General features: G+C 52.3%; 17 protein-coding genes and 1 tRNA gene. 13 read left to right on the top strand and 5 right to left on the bottom strand.

Annotated features, from left to right (window positions below):
* Window positions 1-36: 36 nt before the first annotated feature.
* Window positions 37-579 carry an isopentenyl-diphosphate Delta-isomerase gene (gene idi, locus FZF21_RS17825; RefSeq protein WP_003863454.1) on the bottom strand — a complete coding sequence of 181 codons (543 nt, stop codon included), beginning with the start codon at window positions 577-579 and terminating at the stop codon, window positions 37-39.
* Between the two features lie 163 nt (window positions 580-742).
* Between idi and actS the strand changes: the two genes are divergently transcribed.
* From actS to FZF21_RS17785, 8 genes are all read left to right on the top strand, one after another.
* Window positions 743-1,483, top strand: coding sequence for an amidase activator ActS (gene actS, locus FZF21_RS17820; RefSeq protein ID WP_022651807.1), 741 nt, complete (start codon window positions 743-745; stop codon window positions 1,481-1,483).
* A gap of 80 nt (window positions 1,484-1,563) precedes the next feature.
* Window positions 1,564-1,637, top strand: a tRNA-Gly gene (locus FZF21_RS17815).
* 548 nt (window positions 1,638-2,185) lie between these two features.
* Window positions 2,186-2,755: a hypothetical protein gene (locus tag FZF21_RS17810; protein ID WP_080340097.1), complete on the top strand. Its 570-nt coding sequence runs from the start codon at window positions 2,186-2,188 to the stop codon at window positions 2,753-2,755.
* A gap of 295 nt (window positions 2,756-3,050) precedes the next feature.
* On the top strand, window positions 3,051-3,194 hold the full coding sequence (locus FZF21_RS17805) for a hypothetical protein (RefSeq protein ID WP_015571788.1): 144 nt from the start codon (window positions 3,051-3,053) through the stop codon (window positions 3,192-3,194).
* A 258-nt stretch (window positions 3,195-3,452) separates the two neighbouring features.
* On the top strand, window positions 3,453-4,121 hold the full coding sequence (locus FZF21_RS17800; protein WP_023295377.1) for an isochorismatase family protein: 669 nt from the start codon (window positions 3,453-3,455) through the stop codon (window positions 4,119-4,121).
* 222 nt (window positions 4,122-4,343) lie between these two features.
* Window positions 4,344-5,519 carry an outer membrane protein transport protein gene (locus tag FZF21_RS17795; protein ID WP_149121188.1) on the top strand — a complete coding sequence of 392 codons (1,176 nt, stop codon included), beginning with the start codon at window positions 4,344-4,346 and terminating at the stop codon, window positions 5,517-5,519.
* A gap of 63 nt (window positions 5,520-5,582) precedes the next feature.
* A complete protein-coding gene (locus FZF21_RS17790; RefSeq protein WP_015571785.1) occupies window positions 5,583-6,212 on the top strand; it encodes a winged helix-turn-helix transcriptional regulator in 630 nt (209 codons plus the stop codon).
* 100 nt (window positions 6,213-6,312) lie between these two features.
* Window positions 6,313-6,924 carry an outer membrane beta-barrel protein gene (locus FZF21_RS17785; RefSeq protein ID WP_023295375.1) on the top strand — a complete coding sequence of 204 codons (612 nt, stop codon included), beginning with the start codon at window positions 6,313-6,315 and terminating at the stop codon, window positions 6,922-6,924.
* A 155-nt stretch (window positions 6,925-7,079) separates the two neighbouring features.
* On the opposite strand, the gene FZF21_RS17780 is transcribed toward FZF21_RS17785, so the two are convergent.
* Window positions 7,080-7,382 (bottom strand): hypothetical protein, encoded by a 303-nt coding sequence (locus FZF21_RS17780; RefSeq protein WP_244323622.1) that lies wholly within the window; start codon window positions 7,380-7,382, stop codon window positions 7,080-7,082.
* Between the two features lie 171 nt (window positions 7,383-7,553).
* Here FZF21_RS17780 and FZF21_RS17775 point away from each other — a divergent pair, with 171 nt between their 5' ends.
* Window positions 7,554-9,536 (top strand): alkyl sulfatase dimerization domain-containing protein, encoded by a 1,983-nt coding sequence (locus FZF21_RS17775; protein ID WP_149121189.1) that lies wholly within the window; start codon window positions 7,554-7,556, stop codon window positions 9,534-9,536.
* A 102-nt stretch (window positions 9,537-9,638) separates the two neighbouring features.
* Here FZF21_RS17775 and FZF21_RS17770 read toward each other — a convergent pair whose 3' ends face one another.
* Window positions 9,639-10,523, bottom strand: a complete 885-nt coding sequence (locus tag FZF21_RS17770; RefSeq protein ID WP_149121190.1) for an SDR family oxidoreductase — start codon at window positions 10,521-10,523, stop codon at window positions 9,639-9,641.
* A 61-nt stretch (window positions 10,524-10,584) separates the two neighbouring features.
* Window positions 10,585-10,974, bottom strand: coding sequence for a YdeI family stress tolerance OB fold protein (locus tag FZF21_RS17765; protein WP_003862868.1), 390 nt, complete (start codon window positions 10,972-10,974; stop codon window positions 10,585-10,587).
* 139 nt (window positions 10,975-11,113) lie between these two features.
* Between FZF21_RS17765 and FZF21_RS17760 the strand changes: the two genes are divergently transcribed.
* The 4 genes from FZF21_RS17760 to FZF21_RS17745 are packed head-to-tail and all read left to right on the top strand — an operon-like array spanning window position 11,114 to window position 13,606.
* Complete coding sequence (locus FZF21_RS17760) at window positions 11,114-11,617, top strand: hypothetical protein (RefSeq protein WP_015571782.1); 504 nt, start codon at window positions 11,114-11,116, stop codon at window positions 11,615-11,617.
* A 9-nt stretch (window positions 11,618-11,626) separates the two neighbouring features.
* Entirely contained in the window at window positions 11,627-12,073 is a 447-nt protein-coding gene (locus FZF21_RS17755) for a YetF domain-containing protein (RefSeq protein ID WP_006811854.1), read from the top strand.
* A gap of 11 nt (window positions 12,074-12,084) precedes the next feature.
* Entirely contained in the window at window positions 12,085-12,603 is a 519-nt protein-coding gene (locus tag FZF21_RS17750) for a 2-oxo-tetronate isomerase (RefSeq protein ID WP_047738347.1), read from the top strand.
* 16 nt (window positions 12,604-12,619) lie between these two features.
* On the top strand, window positions 12,620-13,606 hold the full coding sequence (locus FZF21_RS17745; RefSeq protein WP_015571781.1) for an SDR family oxidoreductase: 987 nt from the start codon (window positions 12,620-12,622) through the stop codon (window positions 13,604-13,606).
* Here FZF21_RS17745 and FZF21_RS17740 read toward each other — a convergent pair whose 3' ends face one another.
* Window positions 13,607-15,232, bottom strand: a complete 1,626-nt coding sequence (locus FZF21_RS17740) for an alpha-amylase family protein (protein WP_149121191.1) — start codon at window positions 15,230-15,232, stop codon at window positions 13,607-13,609.
* Window positions 15,233-15,236: the final 4 nt, after the last annotated feature.

Genomic DNA, 15,236 nt, shown 5'->3' with positions numbered 1-15,236 from the left:
TAAAAAAAGCCCCGTGCGTTTATCGCCGGGGCTTTTTTATTGCGCCGCGAAGGCGCTGAGTTTTTCACGCGCGGTGTTCGCTTCCTGCACCATCCACGGGCTAAATGCCCACGGTGTGGCGTCCAGCGCGCGGAATAGCGCGTCCAGCTCCACCCACTGATACTCCATTACTTCATCGTCATTGATTGCGAGGGTATTCGTTACGCGGGCGGCATAGACCGGGCAGATTTCGTTTTCAACGATCCCTGACGGGTCGGCTTCACGGTAGCGGAACTCCGGGGCAATGGGGGTGATGTCTGTGATTTCGGCGCCGACTTCAAAGCGACAGCGGCGGATAATCGCCTGCTCTGTCGCTTCGTCGGCCTGTGGATGACCGCAAACGGAGTTGGTCCATACGCCGGGCCAGGCTTTTTTACTTAATGCGCGCCGGGTGATCAGACATTCTCCATTAGCGTTAAACAGCCATGAAGAGAAGGCCAGGTGTAGCGGGGTGTGTGACGTGTGCGCGGCGTACTTCTCCTGAGTGCCAATCACCTTTCCCTGGTCATTTACCAAAATAACGTGTTCTTGAATACTCATTGATGCTCCAGTGCCAAAATGCTTAATGGTTCAGCACCATCAGCGGAATTATTATACTGCATTCTTATGCGAACGGTTTGGCCCACAGAGCGGAAAAGGGCATGACCGGCATCAGTTTGGGCTGCTATCATAGTGCGCCATTCACGCTGACCGAGGAGCTGTTTTGTTTGCAGGAAGCCTGACGAGAAACCCGATCATTGCCGTTTTCTGCCTGACGCTGACGCTACTTGTAGCAGGATGCTCGGGGAGTAAATCTTCGGATATGGGCAGTTATTCCGGTGCAGTCTATACCGTTAAGCGCGGGGACACGCTCTACCGCATCTCACGCGCCACGGGAACCAGCGTGAAGGAGCTGGCGCGCCTGAATAATATCTCTCCACCGTATACTATTGAGGTAGGGCAGAAGCTCAAGGTTAACGGCGGTTCCTCCTCAGGGAAAAAGTCCTCAACGCGTAAAACAGCCAAAGTCACGCCATCCTATCAGGTGCCTAAATCATCCTGGCCGCCGGTCGGTCAGCGCTGCTGGATCTGGCCTGCAAGCGGAAAAGTGGTTGCGCCGTACTCGCTCTCGGAAGGTGGCAATAAAGGTATTGATATCGCTGCCGCACGCGGCACACCGGTTTACGCTTCAGGGGCCGGGAAGGTGGTCTATGTCGGTAACCAGCTTCGTGGATACGGTAACCTGATCATGATTAAGCATGGTGAGGACTACATTACGGCGTATGCGCATAACGACACGATGTTGGTCAATAACGGGCAGAACGTGAAGGCGGGGCAGAAGATTGCGACCATGGGCAGTACCGGGACGGATACGGTTAAGCTGCACTTCCAGATCCGCTATAAGGCCACGGCCATCGATCCGCAGCGTTATCTTCCGGCGCAGGGCAGTAAGCCGAAGTGTTAAGTGATTATTTAATCGCCACTTAGTGGGGTAAAGGCTTGTATGAAGAGGCGTAAGGTCTATAATGCCTTACGCACCTCAAAGCGGGCGTAGTTCAATGGTAGAACGAGAGCTTCCCAAGCTCTATACGAGGGTTCGATTCCCTTCGCCCGCTCCAGACTTCTCCCCTTGTGGCAAAACTTCGATAAATCTCGCTTTTCATTCAACAAGTTACATAACATAAGTTGTCGCGATCGTTCTATCATTGAACGACAAAGTACCAACAAGAGGTACACTGTTAGTTGTCACGGATAGTTACTATGGAAGTAAGAGTATAACTATTCGACGGCGGCAGTTCCAACCTAACACCACGATAGCACAACGTGAACGCAAAGCCTGATCCGGGCATTGATTCTCATAACCTTACAGTGAAGCGCATTTTTTGCCGATGCTCCCACATGCCACACGTCGAGATGACATTGCAGGGAATAAACAGGTTTTATGGCGGTGTTCGTACCTAAAAACGATATGCAGGCTCTGCCAGCGGTTCGGCCTCGCTCCTTCGGATACATGGTCATCCTGATAAACTTCACTGTCTGACATAACCCCTGCTGAAGTCGCCTAACGGCTCCGCACGTTGTCTTACCACCAACGGGCTTATTGGCCTTAATTGCCTTGATTTGAGTATGGTATCATGGGAGGAAAATCTTAAAAGAAGGGTGGTTTATGGGCTGGTCTTCGTTGGTTAGGATAACCATTGGCATATTTCTGTTAGCTGGATTGTCGTCTTCTGCATACGCAAAGAACTGTAAGAAAGGGATTCCATGCGGTAATTCATGCATTGCGGTTGGAAAAACGTGCCGGATTGGATCAAGCTCCGCATCTACATATAAAAATTATTCCTACTCTTACCCGTCATCTTCTTTTCATAGTTCAACCACGAAATCTTCTTCACATTCCCCATCAGCTAAGGGTGGCGGAAAAAACACGGCGTCAACTGCGAAAACTTATCTCTGTCAGTATGCTATTGCTGCGGTACAGAATGGGAGAATAGGCGCATTGCGTGTGCTGGGTAAGGCTGAGGTAACGTTGTATGTTGATAGCTTCAAAGCAAACCGTCTGGACGGTACATACCTGCTCACGCCAAAGCTGAAAACTAAGGGGATATTGATGATGGCAGATGATAAAAGCAAAGTTTATGCTTATGATCCGTCGCTGAAGAACTTTGCAATTAGTGACCGCATCGCAAGAAGCACTGAACAATGGGATCGTTGTGAATTGGTGCAAAATAAATAAGCCAATACTGCTGATTAATTATGGTTTCAGGTAATGTGGGGCCTGGCTTCTTTACGGTTGAATACCTCAATCAACTAGTTTTTCCGATGAATCCTCTGTATTGAATGTTTCGCATAGGGATAACGCTGAACGCTGGTTACCCAGGTGAACAGGTTGATACGTGCAAAGTGTTTTTCCGTTCTGCGTCCGCTCCTCCTCTGCTAAACGACGAATCACCCACGGCATAACACGCTAAGTTGCACATTTCCTGCACCCTGGATACCCTGAGATTAATCCTAATAACTCAAGGGTGAGTATGGCTACCGGGAAGAGAAAGAACCAAAAGGAATCACCTGAAGAAGAGTTAGATCGCTTGCTGGATGAGCTTGAACTCACAGAGGAGCAACGGGAGTTTATCGAATCCATGCGGGAGGATAAGGGCGATCCCAGTAGTGAGTAACGCTTGCCTTCAGCCGAACGAATACGAATGGCCGCGTAACGGCATTGTAAAGATTTCTTCTCCTCACGAGGGCTTCCGTCAGCGTCGATGGCTCAGCGTACCGTGCCAGAAATTGTCCTGAAATGATGCAGTATTCAGACCGGATCGGACTACTATTCATTATGATTTATCAATGCATTATACCCTGACCATGTGCATGTAAAATCGCGGAGCCGGGAGAGTTGACGGCAATGTAAAAGAAATCATGAGGAAAGAAATATGGCTGCTACAAACGGTATGATTGATACTGATGACGCTGTAATTTTACTCATCGACCATCAGAGTGGCTTATTCAACACGGTACGTGATGTGCCTGTACCAGACCTTCGTAATTATGTGACAGCGATAGCCAAAGTTGCCACGCTTTTAAATATCCCGGTGATCACCACGGCCTCTGTTCCTGACGGTCCCAATGGCCCGCTCATCCCGGAAATTCACAAATATGCACCCCATGCCGTGTATGTTCCACGCACCGGGCAGATTAATACCTGGGATAATCCGGCGTTTGTGAAGGAAGTGGAAAAGACGGGCAGAAAGACCCTGATTATTGCCGGCACGCTCACCAGCGTCTGCATGGCGTTCCCTGCGGTTAGCGCTGTCCAGGAGGGGTATAAGGTTTACTGTGTTGTGGATGCCTCGGGGAACTGGTCCAAAATCGCGACCGATACCACCATCGCGCGCGTGGCTCAGGCGGGAGCGATCCCTACCGATACGTTTGCCATTGTCGCTGAATTAATGAGAACCTGGAACCGCGCGGAAGGTTCTCGCTTTGCTGAGATCCTGGCAGAGCATGTCTGTCCGGAATATAAGTGCCTGATTGAAAGTTTCGGCAAAGCTCAGGAAATTGCCAGAACAGGCCCGGAAACCAATCTGGAGCATTATAAGTAAGTCCGGATAAACCTGAACATAATTCCTGGATTTTATCGTCCTGTACCTGAACGTATTACAGGTGCAGGACGTAGCGGCGTCGTATTCCGGACGTCGCTGAATTGTCAGAGATATTAAGAGGGGCTGAACCGCGCATAATTTAAAATTAAACCCTCTTCCTTTTTACGTCATCAGGCGCCCCTGTTATATCTGTCGGCAAATTTTTTATTTCCCGGATCGCAGATGAAAACACGACTCCTCCTGTGCGCGGGCTTATTTGCCGCCTCCAGTGCCCATGCCAGCGCCCTCTATTTTTATGAAGCCGGCACCGAAGATACCGCGCTTGCCGGAGCAGGGCAGGCGGCTCGTGCGCAGGACGCCTCGACAATCATGACCAACCCTGCTGGCATGACGCGCCTGCCGGATCATATGGTCACCGGTGGGTTACAGGTTATGGATGGCTCCATCGACAACCAGCTGGATAACCATGCCCATCAAAGCCCCGGCGACGTGATGAAAACCATCCCGAATGCCAGCGCCTTTTATAGCCAGAAGATAAACGATGATCTTTATGCCGGGATCGGGCTTTACGGTAATTACGGTCTGGGGATCGATTACGGTAGCTGGGCGGGCGACAGGCTGATTAAAAAGAGTACCCTGGTTGCAATGACGCTCAGTCCGTCACTGGCATACAAGCTCAACGACCGAATCTCAATAGGGGCGTCCGCCAACGTTAATTACGGTTATTTCTCGCTGACCCGCAACGTTAATGATAATGACTATCGGCAGCATGATGAGGACTGGGCCATGAGCTATCGGCTTGGGCTACTCATGCAACTGACCGACCAGACGCGAGCCGGTATTACATGGAACAGCGAGACGAACTATCGCTACTCTGTTAACGGCAAAGCTCGAGTACAGAATGGTGCCTACGACCTCCCGGTGTCGGCACAAATCAGCGCGCCGCAGCAAATCATGCTCAGTCTTGTGCATGATATTAACCCGCGGTGGTCGGTTATGGGCGATCTCGGCTGGCAGGACTGGAGCCAGTTCGGTGCCCCGCAAATCGTCGTTGGGGAGCGGCAACTGAACAACGTCAGCCGCCTGAAGGATACGTGGCACGGCGCGGTGGGCGTGCAGTATCGTCCAACACCTCAGTGGCGACTGAATATCGGTGTGGCGTTCGACAGCTCGCCGTATGAGAGTCAGAGTGATGTGGTCTTAACTTTACCCACCGGGGATGAGTGGCGATTTGGCACGGGAGCCCAGTATCAGATCACCCCGGCCAGCAATATTGGTATTGCCGTGTCGTATCTTCATATGCAGTCGTCGCATGTGAAATCCCCGACGGCGTTTGCCGGAAGTTACGATCATCCTTATCTTTGGTTTGCCAGCGTCAACTACAGCTATCAGTTTTGATCGGCTAACCGCTTAAAATATATGGTCTATAATGGCAGATATTGAATGTCAGAAGGTTGTACCATGCATATTTTACCGCCTGTTCGACCCGAAAAATCCATCGAACGACTGACCGCCATCCTTGAGCCGATAGCGGAGAAAGTGCACGTTGTTCCGCGTAAGCGACTCACCTGGTTACGGAAGGGGAAACAGCAGATGTACCTCTTTCTGGAAGGAGAGCTGTCCCTGCTGCGGGCTTCGGATGGACTGGTGGTAGTGACCGTTTACGAGCCGCATTTGTTTGGTATTGCAGAGATGATCCAGCCTACGCAGGGGCACCTTCTCCGTGCTGAAAGAGAGTCGACTATTTTACGTCTCGATGCGGACAAGGCGGCTGAGTTGTTTCGTGCCGAGGGCGTCTGGGAGGATGTCGCCGCGCTGCTCTCATACCATACGGCCTATTTAATATTCCGTGATGCTCAGGTACTCCAGCAGCGTACCTATTCCGTTATTCGTAACCACCTTCAGGAAATGATTTTGCTCCCGGAAGAGACGCGTTTGCGTACCACGATTCTGGAATATATCCAGGATCGTACGCTGCTCTCTCGCAGCAGTATACTCAATGTATTATCTGCTCTTAAGCAGGGGGAATATATCGCCTTTAAGCGCGGTGGATATCTGCTTGAGGTCAGACATTTACCCGAGTCATTCTAGCGGAAGTTTAAAATTAAACAGAAATGCAATTAACGCTACCGTTAATTTTCTATATCGTTTGCTTTCTCAGATTTAACATTATCAAGTAAACGGTATATTTATGAAAAAGACAGTTATCGCATTGATTATGGCTAATGCATTTACCGCCACTTCCGCGTTCGCCGCCGCTGATGCGGGCACCTGGTATAGCGGGGCGAAATTCGGCTGGTCTCACTATTTTGATACCAATATGGGTTCAAAAGCGTTTGAGAACACGCATTCCGATCACTTCGATTTTAACCATGATAATGTCGGCGGGGGTGTTTATACGGGTTATCAGATTACCCCATGGCTTGCGGTAGAAGGTGGTTATGATTATTTAGGTAACATGCAGATTAAAGGTCAGCATGGCGCCGGGGCGCAAATGAAGACGCAGGGCCTGCAAATGTCTCTGAAGGCCAGTTATGCCCTGACCAGTGACTGGGATATTTACGGCCGTGCCGGCGCAATGGGCTATCGCGCTGAATCCGATGTAAGTGGTCACAATCGTTTTGAAACCGGTGTGCGCCCGCTTGCAGCCGTGGGTACTGAATACGCTTTCAATAAAAACTGGGCGGGCCGCCTGGAATATCAGTGGGTAAGCAACGTGGGCAATGTTAACCAGATCGGCGTGAGCAGCGACCTGAGTTCCGTCACCGCAGGGCTTAGCTATCGCTTTGGTCAGTACGACTGATGCCCGTGATATGCCCATTAATAAAAACCCGGCTGCTTATGTTGCCGGGTTTTTTATTTTCAGCTGGTGAATAACGGTTCAAGAATGATATGAATATTTTGCAGGCCCGTGACATTATTATCTTTCAGGTATTGCTGATTAACCATATCTAACTGTTACAGTTTGGTCAGCGAGGCATAGACGCGTTGAACGTCACTGTCCGCAACAAAAATTTCTTTTGCGGTGGTGTCCTGGAGATACTGTGATTTTACGCTGCGCGTTAAGGTCTCGATCTGCTGTTTATTTTCCTGATAAAGAGACGCGATATGCGATATCTGTGCCTGCGGCGGTTTTTCCCCCGGCAACACCAGTGGAATTTGCAGATGATTAATTTTTTCAACATTGTCTGGTTGGGGAGAACTACAGGCTGTTAATGTGCTGAGGGTTAATACAGCGAAAAAGAACGGCAGGCTCTTCATCGAATCACTCCGGGGAAATAACTGGACTCAGCATTATCCCTTAAGGACGCAGCGACGAAAGAATAAACTAATTTATTTATAAACGTTATTTCCATAGGTTAAAGATAAGCCTGGTGATAGCCTCCTTTCCCCCCATGTACCGCCAGCGTGAATATAACTCCTCGAGGAAGTATGAAATTTAAAACTCTCGTTAGTGCGATGGCCGTTGCTGGTCTGCTATTAGTGTCGTTGACCTCATTGCCTGTCCTGGCACAAAAGGAAGGGAAGGGAGCCACTGCCCATACGAAAGAGATGAATGATGCACTTTATGGTCAACTGCCCTTCTTTGATAAGACGGATTTCCGAAATGCGCACAAAGGCTTTATTGCCCCGCTGCCACCCGCGGTGATTAAAGGCGAAAAAGGCGCCGTTATCTGGAACCCCCAGAAATACGCTTTTATTAAAGAAGGGCAAAAAGCGCCGGATACCGTCAACCCGAGCCTGTGGCGTCAGGCGCAGCTGAATAATATTGGCGGTCTGTTTGAGGTCACGGAAGGCGTCTACCAGATCCGTAACCTCGATCTGTCGAATATGACGATTATAGAGGGCAAAGAGGGGATCACGGTTATCGATCCGCTGGTGTCTGCGGAAACGGCCAAAGCGGGCATGGATCTTTACGTTCAACATCGTGGCAAACGCCCGGTTGTTGCCGTTATTTATACCCATAGTCATGTCGATCATTATGGCGGCGTGCGTGGCGTAGTCGATGAAGCGGGAGTGATAACCGGCAAAGTGAAAGTCTATGCTCCAGCAGGTTTTATGGAAGAGGCGGTATCGGAAAATATCATGGCCGGAAATGCCATGAGCCGCCGTGCCAGTTATATCTACGGAAACCTGTTAAAGGCCAATGTAAAAGGTCAGGTAGGGGCGGGTCTGGGGACGACCACCTCAGCCGGGACGGTCACGCTTATCGCGCCCACTCACGCCATTACCGAAGACGGGCAGAAAGAGATCATCGACGGTCTCACCTATGATTTTATGCTGGCGCCGGGGTCGGAAGCGCCGTCTGAAATGCTCTGGTATGTGGAAGAGAAAAAGCTGATTGAAGCAGCAGAGAACGTCACTCACACCCTGCACAATACTTACTCGCTGCGCGGGGCGAAGATACACGATCCGCTGGCATGGTCAAAATACATCAATAACGCCCTCGATCGTTGGGGGGATAAAGCGGAAATTATTATCGCGCAGCACCACTGGCCCACATGGGGTAATAAGAAAGTGGTGAAGCTGATGAAAAGCCAGCGTGATATCTACCGCTATATCAACGACCAGACGCTGAGGCTGGCGAATAAAGGGCTGACGAGGGATGAGATAGCCGCTAATTTCGCCCTGCCTTACGGGCTGGCAAAATCCTGGGCAGGCCGTGGCTATTACGGCTCGGTAAGTAACAATGTCAAAGCCACCTATGTCTACTATCTTGGCTGGTTCGACGGAAATCCGGCGACGCTCAATGAACTGCCTCCGGTCGAGGCAGCGAAAAAATATGTCGATTACATGGGCGGAGCCCGCGCGATCCTTGAAAAAGCCCGGGTTGATTATGCCCGGGGAAATTACCGCTGGGTGGCGCAGGTAGTGAGTAAAGTCGTTTTTGCCGATCCAAATAATAAGGCGGCGCGCGAACTGGAAGCGGACGCGGTTGAACAGCTGGGATACCAGGCCGAGTCAGGACCCTGGCGTAACGCCTACCTCACCGGTGCGCAGGAGTTGCGTAACGGGGTGAAGAGGATGCCGACGCCCAATACCGCCAGCCCGGATGCGGTTCGTGCCACGTCGACTGAGATGATTTTTGACTACTTCGGCGTTCACCTTAACGGCGTCAGAGCTGCGAATGCCAGAGGGATTTTTAACGTTGATCTGGGTCGCGAGGGCGGCAGGTACAAGCTGGAGCTGGAGAATGGCGTGCTGAACCATATCGCCAACGCTCAGGCAGAAGATCCGGATGCAACCATCACGCTCAGCCGCGAAACGCTGAATAAAATCATCCTCAAAGAGACCACGTTGAAAAAGGCGCAACAGGCAGGAGAGGTGACGATCGTCGGCAATGCCGCGAAGGTAAACGAAATGCTGCGCTGCATGGAGAGCTTCAGCTTCTGGTTTCCTGTCGTCACCCCTTAAACGTAAAAAGGGCTGCTTTCGCAGCCCTTTAGCATTCGCCTGCAACAATTTGCCGGGTGGCGGCTTCGCCTTACCCGGCCTACACTCTGCGCGCCTTGAGCGCTAGATGACGCCATCCCCGCCGTCTGAACACCACACCTGCCCGGAGGTGTATGAACACTCATCCGAGGCCAGGGTGACATACAGCGGTGCGATCTCCGCGGGCTGTCCCGGGCGTCCCAGAGGGGTACTCTCGCCAAAATGTTTCACTTTTTCCTGTGGCTGCCCACCGCTGGGCTGAAGCACGGTCCAGTAAGGTCCCGGCGCTACCGCGTTCACGCGGATCCCCTTCGGTCCCAGCTGTTTCGCCAGCGCTTTGGTGAACACCGCGAGACAGGCTTTGGTCTGCGCATAGTCAAGCAGTACGGCGCTCGGTTTAACCGCCTGAACGGAGGAGGTGTTAATGATGGAAGCAGGGGCTTTCATATGGCGCAACGCCGCCTTTGTGATCCAGAAAGGCGCATAGACGTTGGTCTTAAAGGTCGCGTCAAAATCTTCCGTGGTCAGTTCTTCCAGCGATTCACGGTACTGCTGGCGGCCTGCGTTATTCACCAGGATATCCAGCCCGCCCAGTTTTGAGACGGCCTGCTCCACCAGGTTCTGACAAAAAGTTTCGTCCCGCACATCGCCCGGAAGCGCGACGGCATTCCGTCCTTCCGCTTTAATCAGGGCGATGACTTCCGCTGCGTCTTCTTCCTCTTCCGGCAAATAGTTAATCGCGACATCTGCCCCTTCGCGGGCATAGGCAATGGCTACCGCGCGTCCTATGCCGGAATCGCCCCCGGTAATTAGCGCCTTCTTACCGGCAAGACGACCATGCCCTTTGTAGCTCTTCTCGCCGTGGTCGGGTACGGGTTCCATTTCAGAGGCCAGACCCGGTGGCGTCTGGGGCTGCTCCGGGAAAGGTGGCGTTGGGTAAGCGTTCGTACGTTGTTCATTATCACTCATAGCTAACTCCTTGTTAGGGGTGAGATTTGATGGATAGTTACAGCGTTAACGCTTCGCTGAATTATTTTTGCAAGTGGCTGACCCGCACTACGGGTGGGGATGATTTTTTATCGAGCGAGCCGCTAATACTGATCATGTTGTCAGGTTCCACGGTTCTGTCGTCAAATACGGCTTTCGGGATAATAACGTCGATTTTCCCGGTTTTATCCTGGAATACGTATTTATCGCCATTGCCATCAATAAGATTGCCGCGCAATGAAATAGAGGCACCATCATGCATCTCTTTCGCCTGAGTAATGGTCATAATGCGCGCATCATCGGTACCACGATAACCGCTGTCCAGCGCATGCGGCGGTGGCGGCGCGTCACCCTTTTGTAACCCGCCGTTATTATCTGCCCATGCAGTAGGGATAATTAATATTAACAAGGCTGAAATCACTGATAATTTCATCTGATATCCTTCATTTTGGATGTCTTGACTTATTAAGTATTGTTGCTATTCCTTTATGTGGCAAATGTGATAAGTCTTAAAAGCATTTGCACAGGAAAATCATAAATTTCGGCAATTAAGCGAAACGGTGACCACAGCCATGGAACCAAAAAATGAAAAAGTGCCTGGGATAAAAGAGAGTAGCCGTTTACTGACGTTTGAGTATGCATTTCGCCAGGTGGGTTTTATTGTGCTGTTAGCTATTATCGTGGCCGCGATAGCCGGCCTGTTTTCCAGCGGTGCGGTCAGCGACGTGGAGAAAACAAACGAAGCAAAATCCCTGACCCTGAGCTATGAGCGCTTCGGTCGCCGCCAGACCGAATCGCGGATGGCACTGACGTTTCCGGTGACGTCTGAGGGGAAATATACCCTCAGCATGACCAGCGAAAGCAGCGACGCGTATGAGCCAGGCAGCGTCTGGCCACAGCCGGACAGCATGTACAGCCGGGGGAATACCCTGTTTCTCGTCTACGATCGTTTACAACAGACCGATAAATTTACCGTTTTGTTATTTATCACGCCGTCAAAAGCAGGGAAGTGGACAAACAGTATCCGCGTAAACAACGAGCCAGATATCCATTTCTGGCAGTTTATTTACCCCTAGGAGTCGAATATGGACATGGTTTTTCGTGCCCTGGCAATTTACCTGTTTCTGGTCATTGTGTTTAAAGTTGCCGGGCGACGCGCTCTGCTACAAATGACCAGTTTTGACCTCATTTTGCTCTTAATTATCAGTGAGGCGACACAACAGGCGCTGCTTGGCGAAGATTTCTCCGTCACCGGCGCGATGATTACAATAACGACGCTGGTGGTTGTGGATATTATTTTTGGCCTGCTGAAAAAATATTTTTCCACTGTCGAGAATATTCTTGATGGCACGCCGGTGATATTGGTGGAGAACGGTGTTCCCCTTGCCGATAAACTGAAAAAGGTCGATGTATCCTGTGATGATATATTGGTATCAGCCCGCCAGAATCACGGTATTACAGAATTGAAGGAGATTAAATACGCTATTCTTGAGCGTAATGGTCATATTTCTATTATTCCTGACGAAAATTAAGGGGCAACGCGATGAGCAACCTTATTCACGACAGCAACAGCACCATCAGCGAGCTGACGAAAAAGCTCGCCACTCAGCTTACGGACAGAGGTTTGCGGTTAACCACCGCAGAGTCCTGTACCGGCGGCAATCTCGCTGTTGCGCTTTGTGCCGAAGAGAACACGGCGGAATTTTATGACGTTGGCATGGTGGTGTTCAGCGATGCGGCGAAGGAGAGGATCCTCGGCGTGCGGCACGAAACCATTGAGCGCTTCACCGCCGTCAGTGAACAAACGGTGACCGAGATGGCCGCTAAAATTCGCGAAATTGCCGAGGCGGATATCGGCCTTGCCATCAGCGGCTATGCGGGACCGGAAGGCGGCGACGATGGCACCGCAGCCGGTACGGTCTGCTTCGGCTGGAATATTCGCGGAAAGACGGAAACCCGCACCGTGCTGTTTTCCGGTCAATGTCAGGATGTGGTGGATAAAGCGGTGCGTTATTCCCTGTCTGAACTGATCGAAATACTCTCCGGCTGGGATAACGTCTGAAACAAGGGGAAAGGCTATGGCTGTGATCGTTATTACCGGCGGTACGGCGGGCGTGGGGAAAGCCACGGCGCTGCACTTTGCCAAAGCGGGCTACGATGTGGGCATCATTGCCCGCGACGAGCAGAGCCTGCGCTCCACAGAAGAGGAGTTGCGCCGTTTTGGGATCAACGCCCGTGCCGTTCAGGCCGACGTGGCCGACAGCAAGGCGGTGACCGATGCTGCTAACGAGATTGAATACCGGCTTGGGGCCATCGATGTCTGGGTGAATAACGCTATGGGCGGGATGCTGGCGCCGTTTCGCACCATGTCCCCGGAGGAGTTTCGCCGCGTCACCGAGGTGACCTATCTGGGCTATGTTAACGGCACCCGCGCCGCGCTGGAGTTAATGACCCCACGCGATCGCGGAACGATTATTCAGGTTGGCTCCGCGCTGGCCTACCGTTCCATTCCCTTGCAGTCAGCCTACTGCGGGGCGAAAGCCGCAATCCGCGGATTTACCGATGCTGTGCGCACCGAACTGATGCATGAAAACAGCCGGGTGCAGATCGCAATGGTACAGATGCCGGGCCTCAATACGCCGCAGTTCGAGTGGGCGAGGAATAAATTTGCCTGGGCGATGCGCCCGGTTCCTCCCGTTTTTCAGCCGGAAGTAGCTGCCAGCGCTATTTTTAAGGTGGCGCAGAAACCGGTGCGGGAACTGTGGGTGGGCAGCAGCACCGTCCAGTCGATTGTCGGGCAATTTCTTTTCCCCGGCTTTCTGGATCGGCTGATGGTTAAAAAGGCCTGGGAAGGGCAGATGACCGATACGTTAAATGCGGATGACCGTCAGGACTATCTGGATCAGCCGGTTAACGACCTGCATAAAATCCACGGGCACTTCACCGACGAAGCAAAAGAGCGTGCTATCAGCGTCACCTCCGGCATGCCGGGGAAAGTGCTGCTCGGCTCCCTTGCCGTCACGGGCGCGATCGTGGCCCGTCTGCTGCTCTCGCGTAGACGATAATCAGCGCAGTGCGGTACGATCGGTCCAGAACCAGCGGTAGCCATAGCCGCTGAGGTTAAGCGCGACGGTTTTGCCGCACACCAGCGCGTCGTCGTAACGTTTGTCCGCCAGGCAGGCGGTCCAGGTCGCATGCCGGATCCCTCTGGCGGTAAAATTAACGGGCTTATCGCTGAAGTTAACGAAGGTCAGAATGCTGCGCGTGTCGGTTTCGTAATAGAGCCCCAGTACCGCATCGCTGTCGATATTAATAAGACGAAACGGCGCGACGCCGATCTCAGGGAACTCCGAGCGCGTATTGGCGATATCGATAATGCAGTGCAGGAGTGAGTTGCGGTGCAACAGCGAATCCGCCACGTTGATTTTTTGATAGCGGTACGGGCCGTGGTCAATCATCGGGGCGACAAAAGTTTCCGGGTCGGCATCTGAGAAACCGCCGCCTTGCGATCCGGCCCACTGCATCGGGGTGCGTACGGCGTAACGCTCCTCCAGATCCAAATCATCCCCCATGCCAATCTCATCCCCGTAGCGCATGACCGGTACGCCCGGCAGCGAAAACAAGACCGCATGGCAAAAGGCCAGCCGCTTTCGATCGCCATTAAGCATCGGCGCCAGACGGCGGCGGATACCTCGCTGATACACACTCATCTCTTCGTCAGGGGCAAAGGTATCGATGACGGTCTGCTTCGCTTTTTTTCCTATCCCTTCCAGATCCAGCTCATCATGATTGCGCAGCCAGTTGGCGAAGCAGCAGGAGTCCGGCGGCACAATCATCTTCTTCACCGCGTTGCGCAGCGGTCGTGCGCTCTTCTCTGCCAGGCTGACGTAAAAGTACTTATTGAGCCAGAAATTCAGCACCAGGTTGAGCCGGTCGTTCTGACCAAAATAATCTTTGTAGGCCTCGACCTCCACGTCGACTTCGCCGAGCAGGATCGCGTCCGGGTTACGCTGCTCAATAAGACGGCGCAAATGCTCCAGGATCCACAGGCCGCGTTTTTCATCCCCACGTCCGGCCTGTTTTGTCAGGTGCGATGCCGCATCCAGGCGAAAGCCCGACACCCCGAGCTTTAGCCAGAAGATGATGATGTTCTCAATCTCCTTTAGCACCGCAGGGGAGGCCAGATTGAGATCCGGCTCGTGGTGATAAAACATATGCCGGTAGTATTGCCCCGCCTCGTCGTCCCATGTCCAGATGCTCTTCTCCACGCCGGGGAACATCGGTGGCGTATCGTCGTCGTCCGTGTCGGACCACAGGTAATAGTCACGGTAGGGTGACTGGGGGTTGCGGCGGGCCTGTTGAAACCAGGGATGCGCATCCGAGGTATGCTGTATCAGCAGCTCAATAATGACCTGCATCCCCAGCTCCCGCGCCTGTTCAATAAAGGCGATGATATCGTTGAGCTTGCCGAAGCGGGGATCGACCTGCAAATGGTCGCTCACGTCATAGCCTTCATCGAGAAAAGGCGTGAGGTAAAACGGGGTGATCCAGATAACCGTCGCGCCCATCCGGCGGATGTAGCGCAGCTTCGCGGTGATTCCGGCGATGTCGCCACAGCCATCGCCGTTAAGATCGTAAAACAGGGCGGTATCAATCTGGTAAATAATGGCGCGTGTATGCCAGCCTGCCATAGCA

The organism is Enterobacter sp. LU1, from assembly GCF_008271405.2.
GTDB lineage: Bacteria > Pseudomonadota > Gammaproteobacteria > Enterobacterales > Enterobacteriaceae > Enterobacter > Enterobacter hormaechei_C.
This window is presented reverse-complemented; position numbering and strand designations above follow the sequence as displayed.